This is a genomic window from Haloarcula montana, assembly GCF_035666295.1.
Lineage (GTDB): Archaea > Halobacteriota > Halobacteria > Halobacteriales > Haloarculaceae > Haloarcula > Haloarcula montana.
Window position 1 is genome coordinate 1618447 of record NZ_CP142027.1, and the last position, 17082, is coordinate 1635528.

A 17082-nucleotide genomic window follows, 5' to 3' on the forward strand; every position below is an offset into this window, starting at 1 on the left:
TAGCGCTTACCCTTCCGAGGACCCGTCTCGATCACGCGCGCTCTTCCGGCCGCCCCAGACCCGCTTGTCAAGCAGTCGGACGACCATCCCGTCCCGAACCCGGAGCTGACAGGACAGGCGGGGATAGCCAAAGCGGTCGGCCAGGTCGTCGTGCCAGTGTTCGGGTTGCGGTGACTCGGCCAGGCGAACGCCACAGGTCGCACAGATCCCCCGGCCGCCACAGTTGACGGTGCGGGCGTACCGGCCATGTGGTGAGAGGTCCGCCGCCAGCAACACGTCCCGGAGGATGGAACCGGGAGTGGCGGTCAGTTCCCGGCGTTCGCCGTCGGGCGTGACGACGGTGACCGTCGCGGTCATAGCCGCTGGACGTGGGTGTCGCCGAACTCGCGGTCGGCGTACTTCAGCCCGTAGCCGAACAGGCGATCAGCCCCGATGTGGGCGGTCCAGATCAGCGCGATGCCGACGGCCAGCCCGGTCCCGGTCAGGACCCCGACGGCCGCCAGCACGACCGGCCCGACGTACGTGTGGACGGCGTTGTACGTGATCGCACCGACCCGGCGGCTGTGGAGGTAGCCGGCCATCGACACGTCGGGCAGGAGGATCACCGCGAGAAAGACGAGCAGTGATCGACCGTCGAGCGCGTAGGTCGCCGTCGCGGCGGCGGCGACGACCGCTCCCTCGGCGCGGACAAGCGTCCGTGGGTTCATACGCCGAACGAGGGAGCGCCGGCACAAAGCCGTGGCGGGCCGGTCACGCCAGCTCGATCGTCCGGACGAACGCCATCCCGGTGATCTCGTTGAGGAGGTCGCCGGGGAGTTCCTCGTCGGTGATGACGTAGAGGACGGCCTCGTCGGTGAACTCCGGGTCCTCGGTGAGCACCTGCCGGATGGGGATGTCACGGTCGGCGATGGCACCGGTGACGGTGGCGACGATCCCCGACTCGTCGGCGTCCCGGACGTGGACGGTGATGGCGGTCAGATCCAGGACCGGCGCCAGATCCAGTAGACTCGGGACCGCCGAGATGTTCCGGAAGATGCGCCGCAGTTCGTCGTCGGCCAGGATGGCGTCGGTCGTCGCGTTGACCACCCGCCGGTCGACGCCGGCCTCGCGGGCGATCCCCGTGTTGGGGATCTCGATGCCGCCGGAGACGACCCGTCCGTCCTCGTTGACCGAGAACCCCCGTTCGAGCAACAGGCGGATGACGGCCTGCTGGCCCGGGGAGTCCTCGAACTTCTCCATGATTTCGTCGAACATCTATAGCTCGCCTTTCGTGCTGGCGATGTCGCTGCGGCGTTCGTCGATCCGCGTCGCGTCGTCCAAGGCCCGGGCCAGTCCCTTGAACAGCGCCTCGATCTCGTGGTGGGCGTTCTCCCCCTCGACGCCACAGTGCAGCGTCAGCCCGGCGTTCATCGCGAGCGAGCGCCCGAAGTGCTTCGCCATGTGGCTGGTCATCCCGCCGACCTCGGTCTGTGAGAACGCGCCGTCGAACGCGAAGTACGGGCGCCCGGAGATGTCGACGACGACGCTGGCGACCGCCTCGTCCAGCGGGACCCGCCGGTCGGCGAAGCGCTGGATACCGCGTTTCTCGCCCAGCGCCTCCTCGAAGGCCTCGCCCAGCGTGATCGCCACGTCCTCGACGGTGTGGTGGTCGTCGATCTCCAGGTCGCCGTCACACTGGACGGTCAGGTCGAACAGCCCGTGGGTCGCGAAGGCCGTCAGCATGTGGTCGAAAAAGCCCACGCCCGTCTCGACGGTCGATTCGCCGTCACCGTCGATGTCCAGTGTCACCTCGATCTCCGTCTCGGCCGTCTCGCGCGTGAGGGCCGCCGTACGATCGGTCATACCCTGACGGTGTCGGGCCGGCTATTTGGACCTCACGGCTCTGCCACCCGGCCGATGACGAGCCAGGTCACCAGCGTCACCGCGAGCAACACCGCGATCGGAGCCCACAGCAACCGCATCGTCTGGAGGATGCCCTCGCCGCCGATGAGAACGCCCATCACCGCCGGGACGGCCGCGATCCCCGCCGCGGAGGTGACCGCGGCGATGGCGTTGACCGGCGCGCTGTGTTCGGGGACGGCCTCGGTCCCGTAGGCCAACATCGTCGGGTATAGCCCCGACAGCACCAGCCCGATGGCGAAAAAGCCAACGAGCAGCGCCAGCCCCTCCGCGAGGAAGAACGTATAGAGGAACGCGGGGACGAGCAACCCGGCCTGTACGAGGCCGAGACGAGCATAGCCGAACCGCTCGGAGAGCCGTCCGGAGACGAACCGTCCGGGGATGTACGCGACGAGCATGATACTCAGCGACGCCGTCGCGAGCGCCCCGGGGACCCGACCCTGTGCGAACGTCGTCAGCCAGGTGAACAGCCCGCCCTCGATGCCCGCCGAGAGAAACAGCGTGACGGCGGTCGCCACTACCTCCGGTTGGCGGCCGATCCGGCGCAACTCCGCCAGATCGAGGGTGTCGTCGCCGCCCGCGATATCGGGCGTCGGGAGGAACCACACCAGCCCGATCAACGGGACGAAAGCCAGCCCCAGCGTGTAGTACGCCAGCCGCCAGTCGCCCAGCCAGACCGCCGCCGCGACCAGCGCCGGCCCGGTAGTCGCACCGACCGCCCACATCATGTCGTAGTAGCTGAACAGCCGCCCTCGCTGGGTCGGGTAGAGGTGGCTCAACAGCGGCCGGTCGGTTCCGCGGCCGACGCCGGTGAACAGCCCTCGGCCCACCAGCGCCGACAGGAACAGCAGGAACGACGGTGCGACACCCATGAAGAAGATGCCGACTCCGGTCCCGACGAACCCCAGCAGGAGCAACCGGCGGGTGTCGAACCGGCTCGCGACCACACCAACGACCATCACGACCAACAGGTACCCCAGGGTCCCGGCCGGCGCGACCAGTCCCAACTGCCAGTCGGGCGCACCGAAGGTCGCCCGCAACTCCGGGATGACGGCCCCGCGCATCTGGAGCCCGGCTCCCTCCAGGGCGACGTACGCGAAGACGGCCAGCGTCCACCACCGTCTGGTGTCACGCTGTGTTTCCGTCTCGTGTGTCCGGGCCGTCTCGTTCATACCTCACCCTGTGCGTCCCTGTGGAAAAATATTTTGTATATAGTAGTACAATCCTCTTCCATGTCTGCCGACGCGCTCCGGGACCATCTCGCTGCGTTCGGGCTCTCGGAGAAGGAGATCGAGGCCTATCTGGCCGTTCTGAAGGCTGGAACGGCCACCACGGGGGAGGTATCACGAGCCGCGGATGTCTCACAGGGGTACGTCTACGACATCGCCGCCGCACTGGCCGACCGGGGGCTGGTAACCGTCGACGAGACACGGAGTCCGACCGTGCTACGGGCGCGTCGGCCCGAGGACGCCATCGGCGCACTCTCGACGCGGGTCGAGGAACTGGGCGATACCATCGACGACCTCTACGAGCAACCGGCTGACGAGGGGGCGCCCGTCGAGGTTGTCCACTCGCGGGCGACCGTCCGCAAGCGGGCACGCAGCGCACTAGAGGCCGCCCGCCACGAGGCGCTGCTGGTCGTTCCGGCACCGGAGATCGACCACCTCCGAGAGGCACTGACGGAGGCACAGGACCGGGGCGTGTTCGTCTATCTGCTCGCCGTCTCGCCGCTGTCTGCCGACCCGCTGGATGTCGAGTGGGGACGGATCGCCGACGTGGTCCGGACCTGGGAGGCGACGGCACCGGTCTACGTCCTCGTCGACGAGACGCGAGGGTTGATGGGCTCTCACGGTGTCCTCTCGGGCCGACACGGCGAGGAGTACGCACTGGCGTTCTCCCAGCGGGAGGTCGGCAGCGGCTTCTTCGGCAACGTCGTCGCGAACTTCTGGCCGATGGGTGAGGACCGCTACGTCACCGAGCCGGACCCGCTGCCGGCGACCTACGACCACCTCCGGACGGCGGCGACCAACGCCGCGCTCCACCGGGCGGCCGGCCGTGATCTGCTCGCGGACGTGACACTCAGTGACCTCGATGGCAGCGAGCAGAGCTACGAGCGGGTCCCCGTCGTCGAGGTCCGTCAGGGACTCGTCGGCGACCCGACCAACGATTTCCCGATGGAGAACAGCCTCGTCTTCGAGACGCCCGACGGGCGTGTCTCGGCCGGCAACACGCAGGGCGGGATCAGACCGTTCTACGAGGGCTACGGGGCGACGGCGGTGACGCTGTACTCGGGCTGAGCCCCGTCACTGTTCGCGACCGGCGCTCGCAGTCATACGTCCTCGACCGCCGCCATCGCTTCCGAGAGCGTGAACTCGCCCTCGTAGAGCGCGCTGCCGACGACGACGGCGGCCGCACCGGCTTCCGCCAGCGCGACCACGTCCTCGACGGTCGCGACGCCCCCGCTAGCGATCACGGGGATGTCGACGGATTCGACCAGCCGCCGGACGGGGTCGGTCCGGACGCCCGCCAGTTGCCCCTCAACGTCGACATCGGTAAAGAGGATGCCGCCGGCACCGAGGTCGGCGTACCGCTGTGCGGCCTCGGCCGGGTCGAGCCCGGTCCCCTCGGTCCAGCCCGAGACGACGACCTCGCCGTCTTTCGCGTCGAGACTCACGAGGACGCTGCCGGGGTGGCGCTCGCTGATCTCGGCGACGATCTCGGGGGTCTCGACGGCAGCGGTCCCGAGGATCACCCGGTCGACGCCGCGGTCCAGCAGCGAGACGGCGTCGCTCGCGGTCCGGATGCCACCGCCCAGTTGGACCCCGATATCGTCGTCGACGGCCTCCAGGACGGCGTCGATTGCCTCGGCGTTCTGTCGCTCGCCCTCGAAGGCGCCATCGAGATCGACCAGGTGGAGCGTCCGCGCGCCCGCCCCGACCCACCGCTGGGCTGCCTCGACCGGGTCGCCGTACGTCTTCTCGGTCCCGCGTTCGCCGCCGACCAGTTGGACGACCTGTCCGTCCTGCATGTCTACGGCCGGGACGACCTCGAACTCGGGGAACATGCGAACGGCTGGGGCACCAGCCGTCGAAAGCGTGTCGGTCCCGCCGTCGCGGGCGGTTCCTCAGCCGGACCGGTCGCCGTCGATCAGCGCCGCGGGTTCGTCCTCGGCCCCGACGCCGGTGGTGACGACGAGTCGGAGCGCCCGCCGCACGCTCATATCGAGTTCCCGGAGCTGGTCTTCGGGGAGCAACACGAGGCGCCCACCGGTCGGGTTCGGACTGTTCGGCAGGAAGACGTTGTACACCTCCTGGTCCGCGACCTGTTCGACTTCCCGCGGGCTCTCGCCGGTCACCAGGCCCAGCGAGTAGATCCCCTCCCGCGGGTACTCGACGAGGACGACGCTCTCGTAGGCTGTGCTCCGGTCGACCAGGGAGTTGGCGACCTGCCGGACGGTCAGATAGATCGTGCTAAACAGGGGGATGACGTTCACGATCCGGCCGATGCCGCCGAACAGCTGGCGGCCGACGTTCTTCTGTGCCAGATAGCCAAGCACCGTGACCACGACCAGTATCAGGACGACCGCGACGAGCTGTGCGACTGCCTCGACGTTCCCGGTGTACTGTGTCAATCTGGTCCCCTGGACGACCGGGTCGACGAACTGGAGCGACCACGAGACCAGCAGTCTGAGGACGTATAGCGTGATGACCAGCGGGGTGAGCAACAACAGCCCCGCGACGAAACTGCGTTTGAGTGCGCCCGTGAGATCCATACTGGACACCGACAGGTCACTGGAACGTAGTTGTGGTGTCCTGGAGACGCCGCCCGACGGATGGTGTCCCCGTCCGAACCCGCCGGCCGCTCTCGAAGCTCCGTGACAGTCGTCTACCCCGGGTTTTTCCCGCTGTGCCCGGAACAGTTCCGTATGTCCTCGCGTGTTCCACTGCTCACACCGCTCGCTCGCACCCTCGAATCCGCCATGTTCGGCCGGTACGAGAAACAGTACCGGCTGTTCGCACAGGCGGTTCTGGTCGTCGCCGTTGCGCTGTCGCTGGCGTGGGCACTGGTCGTCGCCGGGGTCGTCGAGACGACGCCGGCCTGGCGCGAGGTACTCGCGACGGCCGCGAGCATCGCCGTCTCGGCATTCGTCGTCGTCGGTCTCCTCCAGTTTCTCGTGTTGGCGAACGTGCTCGAACGGACCAACGAGGACGTCGCGGCACAGGCCGCCGAACTCGAACAGGCGGCCGAGCAACTGGAACAGACCGCCGACGAACTGGAGACGACCGTCGACTCCGTCGAGGACGCTGCCGAGACGGTCGACGAGGCCGCCGCCGAGGTCGAGGAGACGGCCGACGAAGTCGAACAGACCGCAGCGGAGACCGGTGCCGACGACGCCGCCGAGACGGTGACCGAAGTCAAGGACAAGGCGACGGATGCCCAGACCAAGACGAGCGACGCGAAGAAGACCGCCGAGTCCGTCACCGAGGAAGTCGAGGCCGCGAAGGAGACCGTCTCCGAGGTCGAGGAGACGGCCGCCGAGAAACGCAAGCGGCTCGCTAACGCCGAGGACGACACCGACGAAGACGTTGCCGACGCGGACGACACCGACGATACCTGATCGGCCGGGCACCCTGTCGTCCTGGTCCCAGTTCTACCGGCCGGTTCCGAAGACGGTACCCTTTACCGCCGCCGGAATCTGGCAGACGTATGGTCGAGGTTCTCTTCGCGCTGGGGGTCGTCGTCGCGGTCTTCGTCGGGTTCAACATCGGCGGCTCCTCGACGGGCGTCGCCTTCGGACCCGCGGTGGGATCGAACACCCTCACGAAGTTCTCCGCGGCGGTCCTGATGACGGTGTTCGCTCTCGCCGGCGGGCTGCTCGTCGGTCCGGCGGTCGTCAAGAGCCTGGGGAGTGATCTGGTCGCCACGCAGTTCTCGCCGCTCATCAGCATCGTCGTCCTCTTTTTCATCGGGACGGCGCTGTTCCTCTCGAACGTCGCCGGCGTCCCCGCCTCGACGTCGATGACGGCGGTCGGTGCCATCGCCGGGTTGGGGCTAGCTCGTGGCACGCTGAACTCGGGACTGATGCTCGAAATCGTCTCCTGGTGGCTCGTCTCGCCGATCATCGCCTTCTGGGTCAGCGGCGTCATCGGGCGGTACTTCTACCCGAAACTGGTCGAGTGGTTCGCCGTCTCACAGAGCGAGGGGTCGCTCGTCGAGGTGGACTCCTCGGCCGGCTTCCCCTGGGTCAGACTGGGCCAGAACACGACACCCAGGGAGTTCGTCGGGACTGTCGTCGTCATCGGCATCGGCTGTTACATGGGCTTCTCGGCAGGGGCCTCGAACGTCGCCAACGCCGTCGCACCGCTGGTCGGCAACGGCTCGCTGGAGCTGTATCCTGCGATCCTGCTGGGCGGGGCTGCAATCGGGCTCGGTGCCTTTACGATCGCTCGCCGGACGATGGACACCGTCGGGAACGACCTGACCGACCTCCCGCTGGTGGCGGCCATCGTCGTCGCGGCGGTCGCTTCGACGATCGTCACGTTCCTCTCGGCGCTCGGCATCCCGGCCAGTTTCGTCATCATCGCGACGATGAGCATCGTCGGTCTCGGCTGGGGCCGGGCGACCCGGACGACGCGGCTCTCCGAGACGGTCCAGGGCGAGGCACCCGAGGTCTCGGTCGGCGCGCTGACCGCCGACGCCGAGGACGCCCCCACCGTCGGCGGCCAGAAGGGGACGCCAGAACCGAAAGAGACCGAACCGATCGGCGAGGAGTCGGGGGAGGACCTCCCGAAGGCCTCGGACCTGTTCGAACCGGCGACGACCGCTCGCGTCATCTTCCTCCAGAACATCGTCCCCTCGATCGCGACGGTGGCCGCCTACCTCGTCTTCCGGTTTCTGCCGGTCGCGTAACCTTCATTATTGTTCGTTTCCCGCTACTGAAGGGCAAAGTCTAACAAGTCGGCGTCCGAACCCGGCAGTGATGCCCACGGTAGAGTACCTTAACTACGAAGTAGTGGACGACAACGGCTGGGACATTTACGACGACGACCTCTTCGAGAAGGCCGGTGACGAAGGCCTTGACGCGGAGGACCACGGCACGATCGATGTCAACGAAGGCGAGTACATCCTCGAAGCCGCCGAGGCACAGGGCTACGACTGGCCCTTCTCGTGCCGTGCCGGCGCCTGTGCGAACTGTGCCGCCATCGTCGTCGAGGGCGACATCGACATGGACATGCAGCAGATCCTCAGCGACGAGGAAGTCGAGGAGAAAAACGTCCGACTGACCTGTATCGGCAGCCCTGACGCCGACGAGGTCAAGATCGTCTACAACGCCAAGCATCTCGACTACCTGCAGAACCGCGTCATCTGACGCTCCCTGCAGTTCTCACCGCCTTCTCTCCCCGTAGCCGCGGCTTCGCTGACCGGAACCATTAGGACGCCCCATCCAGTGGTGACAGTCGTGCTCGGGTCGATACCGGACCTGTTGCGACTGGTGGCCGTCCCTGTCTTCGGGTGGGCGGCCTACCGTGATGTGAAGACGCGTCGGATTCCCAACCGGATCTGGGGGCCGCTTGCGCTGTTTGCGGTCGCCCTCCTGGTCTGGGACACCTACACGGTGGTGAACGGGACCGGCGGCCGGTTGTTCTTCCTCCGGGTCGCGATCAGTCTCGGGTTCGTCATGCCGCTGTCGTACCTGTTCTGGCGGATCGGCGGGTTCGGCGGGGCCGACGCGAAGGCGTTCATGCTGATCGCCGTCCTCTTTCCCGTCTACCCGACGTACCTGCTGTCCTCGCCGTCGGTCGCCCTGCCGCTGGAACCGACGACGCTGGGCGTGTTCTCGCTGACGATCCTCTCGAACACCGTGCTGGCCGGCGTCGTCTATCCGCTGGGTGTGGCAGCCAGCAACGTCGCACGGGGTGAGTTCGGCCTCGCGATGTTCATCGGGAGGCCGGTCGCCGTCGAGGAAATCACCGAGGAGTACGGCCGGCTGCTGGAATCGCCCGACGGATTCACCCGAAGTGGCCTGGATCTCGACGCGCTCCGGATGTATCTCCAGTACCGCGGGCTCTCGCTCTCGGAACTGCGGGCAAACCCCGAGCAGTACCGCGACCCGGCGTCGCTCCCGGCGGACCCGAACCCGCCCGGTGACGGCTCCCTGGCGACCGACGGCGGCGAACCCGCCTCCAGTGTCGCTGGAGACAGAGATGCCGCCGGCGAACCGGCCGATCCATGGGGCGCCGAGCAGTTCCTCGACGACATCGACCACTCGGCCTACGGCGCGACGCCCGTCCAACTTCGAGAAGGACTGGACGTGTTGGTCGAGGCCGAAGACGTGTGGATCTCGCCGGGCATCCCGTTCATCGTCCCGATGTTCGCCGGCTTGCTCGTCTCGCTGACCTACGGGGACGTGCTCTTCGCGATCATGCAGGCGGTCGGACTGGCCTAGTACCGGTAGCTGCGTGCTTCCGAGGGTGCCAGCGAAGCGTCGGACTGCGGCTACATGTCCTCGTCCGGAGTCCCGGCGGTAGCTCCCCACCGCTCACGACTGGTTCTGCTCCCGTCTCGGTAGCTCGGTGGTAAATCCGCCCGCCAGTCAGTACTGCGTTACCGCAGCGACGATCCCGGCAGTCTGCCCGAGGCCGGTCAGCCCCAGTCCGGCAGCGAGGAGTCCGAGGCCGACGCCGCTTGTCGCTCCGATGGCGACACCCGCCGTGTAGACGACGGCACCGACGCCGCTGAACGCGGCCCCGACGGTGTATACCGACGCCAGCGCGTCGACGTGACGGCCCGTATAGATCAGTCCGGCGGCCGGGACGAGCATCCAGCCGACCACTGTCGCGGTCAGCAGCGGTCGGAGCGGCGGTGTGACGAGCAGGCCGGCGGTCCCGAGAAGCGTCACGGCGAGCCCTGCAAGCAGGACGAGTTTCCAGGCGCGCAACACGCCGGTGGTCATCTCCCGCCAGGAGAGGGCGGTGAACACGACGATGACGGTAGCCATCACCAGATGGGCGATCAGTACCGTCCGGAGCGCGAGGGCGCCGACGTGTGCAGCCAGTGCGAACGTCCAGGCGAGGGGTACCAATACGACGGGTCCGTTCTCCCGGAGGCGACGGAGCATACCGATGGGTGTCGGCCGACGACTATAGTGACTGTGCCAGTCGTGATGGTTCGTGTTCACTCTCGACGAGGTGTGTGGAGGTAGCATACACCAGGGAACTGCCCTCCCGTGGTTCGGCTGTCTCACCCGGAGTACGCATACCGGAACTGTTATCTGTGGTCTCGACGTTCGTTCGGATGCAATGGCGAAAGGAACGGTTGATTTCTTCAACGACACTGGCGGTTACGGTTTCATCGATACTGAGGACGAGGACGAGGACGTTTTCTTCCACATGGAAGACGTTGGCGGCCCGGACCTCGAAGAGGGACAGGAAGTCGAATTCGACATCGAACAAGCTGACAAGGGTCCGCGCGCGACCAACGTCACCCGACTGTAAGGCGCCTTCTGCCTGCAGTCTTTTCACTGACCGGCCAGCGACTGCTGTCGTCGGTCCCGCTCACTCACCCGACAGCGACGCCTGTCCCCGGTAGACCAGTTCTATTGGCAGTCCCTTCGCGTCCGTCGGCGGCTCCGGCGGGAGCGTCCGCAGCGCTCCTTCGCCCGGCGCGGCCGTGTACGCGAGCACCACGGCGTCGAGCACGTCGGCGACGGTGACCGCGTGGCCCGCAGTCTCGTCGGCCGCCCGCTGGACGGTCGGAGCCGCGTCCCGGTCGTAGTGTGCCAGCACGCGCATCCGTTCGGCGTAGCCCGCCGCCGTCCCGCGGGGTTGTTCGAGTGGTTCGCCGGCCAGCGCCCGGAAACACAGTTCCGGATGGGACGACCGGATCACCGCGGCGGCCTCGGGGACCTCCTGGAGCAGTTCGTCGAGCATCGCGATCCCCTCGTGGGCCTCGAAAGCCGCTTCGGACAGCGCCGCCCCGCTCTTTCGCTCGTGAACGCGACCCGCTGCCGAGTAGCGCCGCTTGCGGGTCGCCTCCCGGACGGGCGGCGTGGAGACCGTCTCGGCCTGTGGTCCCAGCACCTGGCGAGCGAGTTCGTCACACCGCCGCTCCGGGTCGCCGGACTCGACGAGCCCGATCGGCAGGTCGACGAGTATTCGTCGTGCCGTCTCCTCGTAGCGAGCCCAACAGTCACCGATCCCGTCACACACCGCGACGTGGTCGAACCCGTCCGCCGAGAACGCCACCGCCAGCCACGACTCCCCACACCAGGCAATCCCGACATCTGTCTCGACCGCTTCGTCGGCCATTGTCGGATATCGTCGGCGACGGAAGAAAAAGCTGACCCGCTCGTGTCGGGTGATTGGGCGTAGGGATGGACTCGTCCGGCTATGGAGTCCCTCACAGCAGTGAGGTCGGAAGATGCTCCGGCCGGAACTTCCACGCACTCCGGACCCGTCGCTCCCTTCGGGTCAGTCGCTCGGAGAAAGCCTAGGCCGGAATTTGAACTACGCGAAGACGGTCGGCCTCCCCTTGGTCGGCCGCTGGGTCTTCTCTCGATTCAAATCCCGCTACCGTTTTGCCGACCACAGCAGTCGCTCGGCGACGGAGCGCCTCGCAGAAGTGTGGTCGGCAAAAGCCTAGGCCGGAATTTGAATCCGGGGTCTCGTCCTTACCAAGGACGCGCTTTACCGCTAAGCTACCCAGGCACGCATGCCCTTCTTCCCGGCAATTGTCTTTAGGCGTTTCGATTCCACTCGGGTATGGCGCTCGTTCTCAGTGGTCGGCTGCCGCCTCGGTCCCGTCGGTCGCCGGCGGGTCGACGCCGACGCGAGCCGCGACGGTCGCCCGCACGTCCTCGCCCAGCAGGGCCGCGTTCTCCGGGAACCCGCCGTCTGCCAGCGTTGCAGCGTACTCCCGGAGGCCCGCGGTCGGGGCCACTCCGGCTGCGGTCACGCCGGCGACGGCGGCCAGTTCCAGAACGTCGGTCTCCAAGTTGGCGTCGAGGCCCTCGTCGCCGGTCGAGCGCAACACGGTCTGGTCGGAGCCGAACGAACGGACGACCTGGACGGCATCGTCGGCGGCTTCGGTCCGAGCGAGCAGATAGAACCCGCGGGAGACCAAGATATCCGCGATGAGGATATCGAGATCGCCGGCGTCACGGTCCCCGTGTTCCCAGGGGTCGTCGTGGGCGAGCGTCCGGGTCAGCGACAGCCCCTCGTAGATGAGTTGGACGCCCGCTGCACGGTCGGTGAGACCGTCGCCGGGCTCTGCCGTCCGATCCCGGGCAGCGTCGGCACTGGCGAGGGTCAACACGCCAGGTGCGAACGCGGCGTCGTCGAGGCGCGAAGTGATCCGGTCTCGGAGCTGTCCAGGCTCGATGTCGTCGACCGCTGCCACCGCGGCTCGGCGGACCGCCGCCACTTCCTCCATTGGCAAAACCTAGGCGCGCGAAGGGCAAAGACCTTTGGAAACACCGGTGTGAGGGAGGACATGGTGCGGACGACGGTCGACGGGGATGTCTGTACCGTCACGCTCGACCGGCCCGAAAAACGCAACGCGCTCACCCGGGAAGCACTGGCTGATCTCGAAACGGCGGTCGCCGACGCGACGGCGCCGGTCGTCGTCCTCCGGGGGGCCGGTGAGGCGTTCTGTGCCGGCGCAGATCTGACCGTCGTCGACGAGCTTGACGCCGACACCGCTGCCGAGTTCGCCGCACTGGGCCAGCGGGTCGCTCGGACGATCGAGACCGACGACGGGGCGGTGGTGGCTGCCGTCGACGGGGCCGCCAGGGGTGGCGGCGTCGAACTGGCACTGGCCTGTGATCTCCGGGTGGCGACGCCGGCGGCGACTTTCGCCGAGACCGGCGTCAGACTGGGCCTGTTCGGCGCCTGGGGCGGGACGGTACGGCTCCCGCGGATCGTCGGCGAGAGCGCGGCGCTGGACCTGGCGTTGACCGGGCGGACTGTTGACGCTACGGAGGCGCTCCGACTCGGACTGGTCTCGCGGGTCACCGACGAGCCACGGCAGGTCGCGACGGAGTTGGCTGGGGTCGACCACGCGGCGCTCAGAACGCTGAAAGAACTCCTCCGTGGGGGCGGCGACCGAGAACAGCGAGAAGCGCGCGAGCGGGCGGCGTTCGCGGAACTGATCGCGGCCCGCGAGTAACTCAGTACAGCGGCTCCGGACCCGGCGGCATCGCCCGCTTGTGGGCGCTGCGTTCGTACATCCCGCGGACCTGTTCGACGGCCGACTCGGGAACGCCGATGTGGTCGGCGGTCGCGGCCGCCGGGACGCCGCCGTCGACGTGTACCGCGAGGATCGAGTCCAGCGTGTCGTAGTCCATCCCCATCTCGCCGGCGTCGGTCTGGCCCGACCACATCTCTGCGCTGGCGGTCTTCTCGGCGAGGTCCTCGGGGACGCCGACGTGTTTCGCCAGCTGACGGACCTGCTGTTTGTACAGCGGTGCGATCGGGTGGCAGTCGACGGCGCCGTCGCCGTACTTCGTGTAGTAGCCCACCAGCGCCTCGCTGCGGTTTCCGGTGCCCAACACCAGCGCGTCCTCGTGGTTGGCGACGAGGTAGTTCAGGACGGCCCGACAGCGGACCCGGAGGTTCCCGACCGCGAGCTGGTCGCCGTCGGCGGCCGGGAACGCCTCCAGGAACGCGTCGACCAGCGGGTTGATCTCGACGACGTCGTAGTCGATGCCCAGTAGCTCCTCGGCCACTCGTTCGGCGTCGCTCATGTTCTCTGCGCGGTTGACCTCGCTTGGCATCACGAGCCCGTGGACGGCATCCGCACCCAGCGCCTCCACGGCGAGATGCGAGGTCAGCGTGCTGTCGATCCCGCCCGAGAGGCCGATGACGGCCCGCTCGACGCCGGCGGCGTCGAGTTGGTCACGGACGAACGTGGTACAGTGCTCGCGGTACGCTTCCAGTTCCGCCTCGGAGAACGTCAGATCCAGGGGTTCCTCGGCGCGAACGATCGCTTCGGCTTCGGCCATACCGACATGTAGGCCGGTGATGACTAATACCCACCTATCGATGCGTGATTTCCGTACGTCCGTCCAGTCACGGCGGTGGTGGCGCTACGCTCGTCGCCTGTTCGGTCCACAAAGCGGCGCCAGCCGAAACGCTACGTTCAAGTGCGACGACCGTTCACCCACGAATGCGAGCAGTCGTCCGCGCTTCGCGTGGACCGACGACCCGTCGCGCGTCGGGCTTTCCCGACGCTCCGCCGTGCGCGCCGGTGGTCCAGTGGTAGGACATTGCCTTCCCAAGGCAATAGCCCGGGTTCAATTCCCGGCCGGCGCACTCCCGGTTGTCGCGTACCCGACGTTCACCTCGCCGGCTCGGTGAACTCCCGGCCGGCGCATTCTGATGCGAACGTTCCGTGAGCGTCGATTGCGGGATCGAGGGACGCCGCGGAGTCGAACCCGGTGAAGCAGTCGCTCTGTGGTCGTCACGTCGCGGTCAGTGTTTGCCTGACCACGACCGAGTGCCTCGGCGTGTGGACCACCCGAACGGTAATCGTATCACCACTACTGAGTTGGCATGGCGTCCCAACGATTCGGAATATTGCCGTCTCGCTCGCCCGTCTGCACGTAATATTCACCCGTGTTATCTCTCGAATCCGACCGGTATATTGACGGTTCAAGACTACACCCCTTTCGGGGCAAGAAAGACGTCGCCACTGGTCGCCGACCACTAAGTTGTTATACCCACGGGGCTAACCAGTTAGGTATGGCAACTGGAGTCAACGTTCTCGTCTGTGGCGGGGACGAGACCACCGTCGCGGAGACGGCGGCAGCACTCGAAGAGCGGGGCGGGATGGCCGTTCAGACGGCGACAGGGGCAGTGGCTGCCGACGAAGTCGGCTCGGTCGACTGTGTCGTGAGCGTCGACAGCGACCTGTCCGAGGTCGCCACGGCGTTGCGCGCCCGGTCGCCGTCGCTACCGATCGTGGTCTTCGACAGCGGGGGGCCGGAAACGGTCCAGCACGCGCTCGCCGGTGGGGCGACCGACTACGTCCAGCGGGGGACCGACGAGCAGTACGCCGTCCTGGTCCATCGGGTAGAGCGGGCCGCCGACGCGTATACGAGCTACGACGCCGATACCGAGTTCGACCGGTACGAGGAGGTCATCAGCGCGCTCGACGACGGCGTCTACGCGCTCGACGACCAGGGACAGTTCGTCTTCGTCAACGAGGCGATGGCGGACCTGACTGGCTATCCGACCGAGGAACTGCTGGGCGAGCACACGGGGGTCATCAAGGACCGCGGGACCGTCGAACTCGCGGAGTCGAAACTCGCCTCGCTGTTGTCGAGTTCCGGCCCCGAGGACGTCGAGACGACGTTCGAGTTGGAGATCCGGCCCAAGGACGGCCAGCCGTTCCCGTGTGAGGACCACATGACGGTCTTGTACGGGCCGAACGGGCGGTTCCGTGGGACCGCCGGGGTCATCCGTGACATCACCGAGCGAAAGCGCCGCGAGGAGATGCTCTCGGAACTCCAGGAGACCTCGCGGGCGCTGATGCAGGCGCCGAGCCGCGAAGCCGTCGCCGATATCGTCTCCAGTGCGGCCGAGACCGTGCTGGGGATGGATCTCAACGTCGTCAGGCTGTACGACGCCGACACACAGACGCTGTGGCCGGCCGCGACGTCGGGCCGGGCCGACGACCTGCTCGGGGACCGGCCGGTCTACGGTATCGACGAGGGCCGGCCCGGCGAGGTGTTCGCCACCGGCGAGCCGGCCACCTACGACGATATCGTCGAAGACGGGACGGAGTTCCGCTCGGCGATGTACTTCCCGATCGGCGTCCACGGGGTCCTCAGCGTGATGTCGACGGAGGCCGACGCCTTCGACGACATCGATCACATGGTCGTGGACCTGCTGACGACCAACGCCGCCGCGGCGTGTAACCGGGCGAAACGCGAACAGGAAGTCCGGGAGACCCGCGAGCGCATCGCCGCCATCCTCGAACGGATCAACGGCCTCGTCGAGGACACTATCGGGGTGCTCGTCGAGGCGACGACCCGCGAGGAGGTCGAAACCGGGGTCTGCGAGCAGGTCGCGGCCACCGACCCGTACGTCTTCGCCTGGATCGCCCGGCCGAACGTCCGCAGCGACCGGCTCGAAGCCCGTGCCTGGGCCGGCGACGCCGCCGTCGAGGTCGACGACGTCACGGTGCCGACGGACGCGGACGAACCCGGTGCGCGGGCCCTGGCCTCCCAGGAACCGGAGATCCTCACCGAACTGGACTCCGTCGAGGCCGAGTGGGGGCCCCGGGCCCGCGCGGCCGGCGTCGAGTCCGTGATGGCGATCCCGCTGTCCTACACCGACTCGACCTACGGCGTCCTCTACGTCTGTTCGGACCAGTCCGACGCCTTCGACGAGCGCGAACAGGTCGTCCTGGAGGCGCTGGGACAGGCCGTCGCCAACGCGATCAACGCCATCGAGAGCGGGAAGATCCTCTCGGCGGACCGCGTCGTCGAACTGGAGTTCACCGTCGACGACCGGGACCTGCCGTTGAGTCGGCTCTCGGCCTCGACCGGCGCCGATCTCGAATCCGAGGGGACCGTCATCAACGACGACGGGACCCTCCGGATGTATCTCACCGCCGAAGGGGGCGACACCGACGCGGTCCTTGACGCGCTGGAGACCGACGAGTCGGTCCGGAGCGTCAAACCCATCGTCGAGCACGAGGGCGACGCCCTGTTCGACATCACGCTCACGGAGTCGCTCGTCGCGCGACTGGCCGACCACGGCGCGGTGACGACGGGCGTGACCGCCGCCGACGGCGTCGCCCGCTACACGATCGAACTCCCCTACGAGACCGAGGCCCGCGAGGTGTTCGGCCTCGTCGAGGACAGCTACGACAGGACCGATCTGGTCGGCTACCACGAACACGAACGCCCGGTCCAGACCCGCCAGGAGTTCCGTGCGTCGCTGTCCGAGCGGTTCACCGACCGCCAGGAGACCGCCCTCAGGACGGCCTACCTCGGGGGCTTTTTCGACTGGCCGCGCGAGATCGACGGCGACGAACTCGCGACCGCGATGGACATCTCCCGGCCGACCTACCACCAGCACCTCCGGGCCGCACAGCAGAAGGTGTTCGAAGAGCTGTTCGAGTAGCGAGGCGCCGACCGCAGGGAGGCGCCTCGACGGAACGGCGAACGCAGTGAGC

General features: G+C 67.5%; 19 protein-coding genes and 2 tRNA genes. 9 read left to right on the plus strand and 12 right to left on the minus strand.

Annotated features, from left to right (window positions below; all coding sequences use genetic code 11):
* Window positions 1–6: 6 nt before the first annotated feature.
* The 5 genes from VJ109_RS08400 to VJ109_RS08420 are packed head-to-tail and all read right to left on the minus strand — an operon-like array spanning window position 7 to window position 3071.
* Window positions 7–357, minus strand: a complete 351-nt coding sequence (locus VJ109_RS08400) for a 2Fe-2S iron-sulfur cluster-binding protein (RefSeq protein WP_324755950.1) — start codon at window positions 355–357, stop codon at window positions 7–9.
* Window positions 354–707, minus strand: coding sequence for a DUF4260 domain-containing protein (locus tag VJ109_RS08405; protein WP_324755952.1), 354 nt, complete (start codon window positions 705–707; stop codon window positions 354–356). The genes VJ109_RS08400 and VJ109_RS08405 overlap by 4 nt, the downstream gene beginning before the upstream one ends.
* A gap of 43 nt (window positions 708–750) precedes the next feature.
* The gene (gene trpY, locus VJ109_RS08410; RefSeq protein WP_276178490.1) at window positions 751–1254 is read right to left on the minus strand and encodes a TrpY family transcription regulator; all 504 of its coding nucleotides are present in this window, start codon (window positions 1252–1254) and stop codon (window positions 751–753) included.
* Window positions 1255–1842, minus strand: a complete 588-nt coding sequence (gene hisB, locus VJ109_RS08415) for an imidazoleglycerol-phosphate dehydratase HisB (protein ID WP_324755953.1) — start codon at window positions 1840–1842, stop codon at window positions 1255–1257.
* 32 nt (window positions 1843–1874) lie between these two features.
* Window positions 1875–3071 (minus strand): MFS transporter, encoded by a 1197-nt coding sequence (locus VJ109_RS08420; protein WP_324755955.1) that lies wholly within the window; start codon window positions 3069–3071, stop codon window positions 1875–1877.
* A gap of 60 nt (window positions 3072–3131) precedes the next feature.
* On the opposite strand from VJ109_RS08420, the gene VJ109_RS08425 reads away from it, so the two are divergent.
* Window positions 3132–4196 (plus strand): TrmB family transcriptional regulator, encoded by a 1065-nt coding sequence (locus tag VJ109_RS08425; protein ID WP_324755957.1) that lies wholly within the window; start codon window positions 3132–3134, stop codon window positions 4194–4196.
* 32 nt (window positions 4197–4228) lie between these two features.
* Here the strand turns inward: VJ109_RS08425 and hisA are convergent, their stop codons facing one another.
* Together hisA and VJ109_RS08435 are read right to left on the minus strand one after the other, a co-directional pair.
* Window positions 4229–4963: a 1-(5-phosphoribosyl)-5-[(5-phosphoribosylamino)methylideneamino]imidazole-4-carboxamide isomerase gene (gene hisA, locus VJ109_RS08430; protein ID WP_324755958.1), complete on the minus strand. Its 735-nt coding sequence runs from the start codon at window positions 4961–4963 to the stop codon at window positions 4229–4231.
* Window positions 4964–5023: 60 nt separating this feature from the next.
* Window positions 5024–5671, minus strand: a complete 648-nt coding sequence (locus tag VJ109_RS08435) for a DUF502 domain-containing protein (protein ID WP_324755959.1) — start codon at window positions 5669–5671, stop codon at window positions 5024–5026.
* A gap of 153 nt (window positions 5672–5824) precedes the next feature.
* Between VJ109_RS08435 and VJ109_RS08440 the strand changes: the two genes are divergently transcribed.
* From VJ109_RS08440 to VJ109_RS08455, 4 genes are all read left to right on the plus strand, one after another.
* Window positions 5825–6517 carry a hypothetical protein gene (locus VJ109_RS08440; RefSeq protein WP_324755960.1) on the plus strand — a complete coding sequence of 231 codons (693 nt, stop codon included), beginning with the start codon at window positions 5825–5827 and terminating at the stop codon, window positions 6515–6517.
* An 89-nt stretch (window positions 6518–6606) separates the two neighbouring features.
* Window positions 6607–7809, plus strand: coding sequence for an inorganic phosphate transporter (locus tag VJ109_RS08445; protein ID WP_324755961.1), 1203 nt, complete (start codon window positions 6607–6609; stop codon window positions 7807–7809).
* A 70-nt stretch (window positions 7810–7879) separates the two neighbouring features.
* Window positions 7880–8269: a ferredoxin Fer gene (gene fer / locus VJ109_RS08450; protein WP_324755963.1), complete on the plus strand. Its 390-nt coding sequence runs from the start codon at window positions 7880–7882 to the stop codon at window positions 8267–8269.
* 90 nt (window positions 8270–8359) lie between these two features.
* Window positions 8360–9346: an A24 family peptidase gene (locus VJ109_RS08455; protein ID WP_324760320.1), complete on the plus strand. Its 987-nt coding sequence runs from the start codon at window positions 8360–8362 to the stop codon at window positions 9344–9346.
* Between the two features lie 147 nt (window positions 9347–9493).
* On the opposite strand, the gene VJ109_RS08460 is transcribed toward VJ109_RS08455, so the two are convergent.
* Window positions 9494–10018, minus strand: coding sequence for a hypothetical protein (locus VJ109_RS08460; RefSeq protein ID WP_324755965.1), 525 nt, complete (start codon window positions 10016–10018; stop codon window positions 9494–9496).
* 181 nt (window positions 10019–10199) lie between these two features.
* On the opposite strand from VJ109_RS08460, the gene VJ109_RS08465 reads away from it, so the two are divergent.
* Window positions 10200–10394, plus strand: coding sequence for a cold-shock protein (locus VJ109_RS08465; RefSeq protein WP_115864742.1), 195 nt, complete (start codon window positions 10200–10202; stop codon window positions 10392–10394).
* 60 nt (window positions 10395–10454) lie between these two features.
* Here the strand turns inward: VJ109_RS08465 and VJ109_RS08470 are convergent, their stop codons facing one another.
* From VJ109_RS08470 to VJ109_RS08480, 3 genes are all read right to left on the minus strand, one after another.
* Entirely contained in the window at window positions 10455–11207 is a 753-nt protein-coding gene (locus tag VJ109_RS08470) for a DUF429 domain-containing protein (protein WP_324755969.1), read from the minus strand.
* Window positions 11208–11534: 327 nt separating this feature from the next.
* Window positions 11535–11606 (minus strand) — tRNA-Thr (locus VJ109_RS08475).
* A gap of 67 nt (window positions 11607–11673) precedes the next feature.
* Window positions 11674–12330 (minus strand): DUF7114 family protein, encoded by a 657-nt coding sequence (locus VJ109_RS08480; RefSeq protein ID WP_324755971.1) that lies wholly within the window; start codon window positions 12328–12330, stop codon window positions 11674–11676.
* Window positions 12331–12390: 60 nt separating this feature from the next.
* Here VJ109_RS08480 and VJ109_RS08485 point away from each other — a divergent pair, with 60 nt between their 5' ends.
* Entirely contained in the window at window positions 12391–13065 is a 675-nt protein-coding gene (locus VJ109_RS08485; RefSeq protein WP_324755973.1) for an enoyl-CoA hydratase/isomerase family protein, read from the plus strand.
* Window position 13066: 1 nt separating this feature from the next.
* Here VJ109_RS08485 and VJ109_RS08490 read toward each other — a convergent pair whose 3' ends face one another.
* Window positions 13067–13900 (minus strand): NAD+ synthase, encoded by an 834-nt coding sequence (locus tag VJ109_RS08490; RefSeq protein ID WP_324755975.1) that lies wholly within the window; start codon window positions 13898–13900, stop codon window positions 13067–13069.
* A gap of 239 nt (window positions 13901–14139) precedes the next feature.
* Here VJ109_RS08490 and VJ109_RS08495 point away from each other — a divergent pair.
* Window positions 14140–14210: transfer RNA gene (locus VJ109_RS08495), tRNA-Gly, on the plus strand.
* 429 nt (window positions 14211–14639) lie between these two features.
* The gene (locus VJ109_RS08500) at window positions 14640–17030 is read left to right on the plus strand and encodes a bacterio-opsin activator domain-containing protein (protein ID WP_324755977.1); all 2391 of its coding nucleotides are present in this window, start codon (window positions 14640–14642) and stop codon (window positions 17028–17030) included.
* The last annotated feature ends 52 nt before the right edge of the window (window positions 17031–17082 follow it).

Excerpts from the sequence above, each read along its gene's own strand:
- VJ109_RS08435 (WP_324755959.1), bottom strand. The coding sequence starts at position 5,671 with ATGGATCTCACGGGCGCACTCAAACGCAGTTTCGTCGCGGGGCTGTTG.
- VJ109_RS08470 (WP_324755969.1), bottom strand. The coding sequence starts at position 11,207 with ATGGCCGACGAAGCGGTCGAGACAGATGTCGGGATTGCCTGGTGTGGG.
- VJ109_RS08400 (WP_324755950.1), bottom strand. The coding sequence starts at position 357 with ATGACCGCGACGGTCACCGTCGTCACGCCCGACGGCGAACGCCGGGAA.
- VJ109_RS08465 (WP_115864742.1), top strand. The coding sequence starts at position 10,200 with ATGGCGAAAGGAACGGTTGATTTCTTCAACGACACTGGCGGTTACGGT.
- trpY (WP_276178490.1), bottom strand. The coding sequence starts at position 1,254 with ATGTTCGACGAAATCATGGAGAAGTTCGAGGACTCCCCGGGCCAGCAG.
- VJ109_RS08460 (WP_324755965.1), bottom strand. The coding sequence starts at position 10,018 with ATGCTCCGTCGCCTCCGGGAGAACGGACCCGTCGTATTGGTACCCCTC.
- fer (WP_324755963.1), top strand. The coding sequence starts at position 7,880 with ATGCCCACGGTAGAGTACCTTAACTACGAAGTAGTGGACGACAACGGC.
- hisB (WP_324755953.1), bottom strand. The coding sequence starts at position 1,842 with ATGACCGATCGTACGGCGGCCCTCACGCGCGAGACGGCCGAGACGGAG.
- VJ109_RS08490 (WP_324755975.1), bottom strand. The coding sequence starts at position 13,900 with ATGGCCGAAGCCGAAGCGATCGTTCGCGCCGAGGAACCCCTGGATCTG.
- VJ109_RS08440 (WP_324755960.1), top strand. The coding sequence starts at position 5,825 with ATGTCCTCGCGTGTTCCACTGCTCACACCGCTCGCTCGCACCCTCGAA.
- VJ109_RS08480 (WP_324755971.1), bottom strand. The coding sequence starts at position 12,330 with ATGGAGGAAGTGGCGGCGGTCCGCCGAGCCGCGGTGGCAGCGGTCGAC.
- VJ109_RS08425 (WP_324755957.1), top strand. The coding sequence starts at position 3,132 with ATGTCTGCCGACGCGCTCCGGGACCATCTCGCTGCGTTCGGGCTCTCG.
- VJ109_RS08405 (WP_324755952.1), bottom strand. The coding sequence starts at position 707 with ATGAACCCACGGACGCTTGTCCGCGCCGAGGGAGCGGTCGTCGCCGCC.
- VJ109_RS08420 (WP_324755955.1), bottom strand. The coding sequence starts at position 3,071 with ATGAACGAGACGGCCCGGACACACGAGACGGAAACACAGCGTGACACC.
- VJ109_RS08445 (WP_324755961.1), top strand. The coding sequence starts at position 6,607 with ATGGTCGAGGTTCTCTTCGCGCTGGGGGTCGTCGTCGCGGTCTTCGTC.
- VJ109_RS08485 (WP_324755973.1), top strand. The coding sequence starts at position 12,391 with ATGGTGCGGACGACGGTCGACGGGGATGTCTGTACCGTCACGCTCGAC.
- hisA (WP_324755958.1), bottom strand. The coding sequence starts at position 4,963 with ATGTTCCCCGAGTTCGAGGTCGTCCCGGCCGTAGACATGCAGGACGGA.
- VJ109_RS08500 (WP_324755977.1), top strand. The coding sequence starts at position 14,640 with ATGGCAACTGGAGTCAACGTTCTCGTCTGTGGCGGGGACGAGACCACC.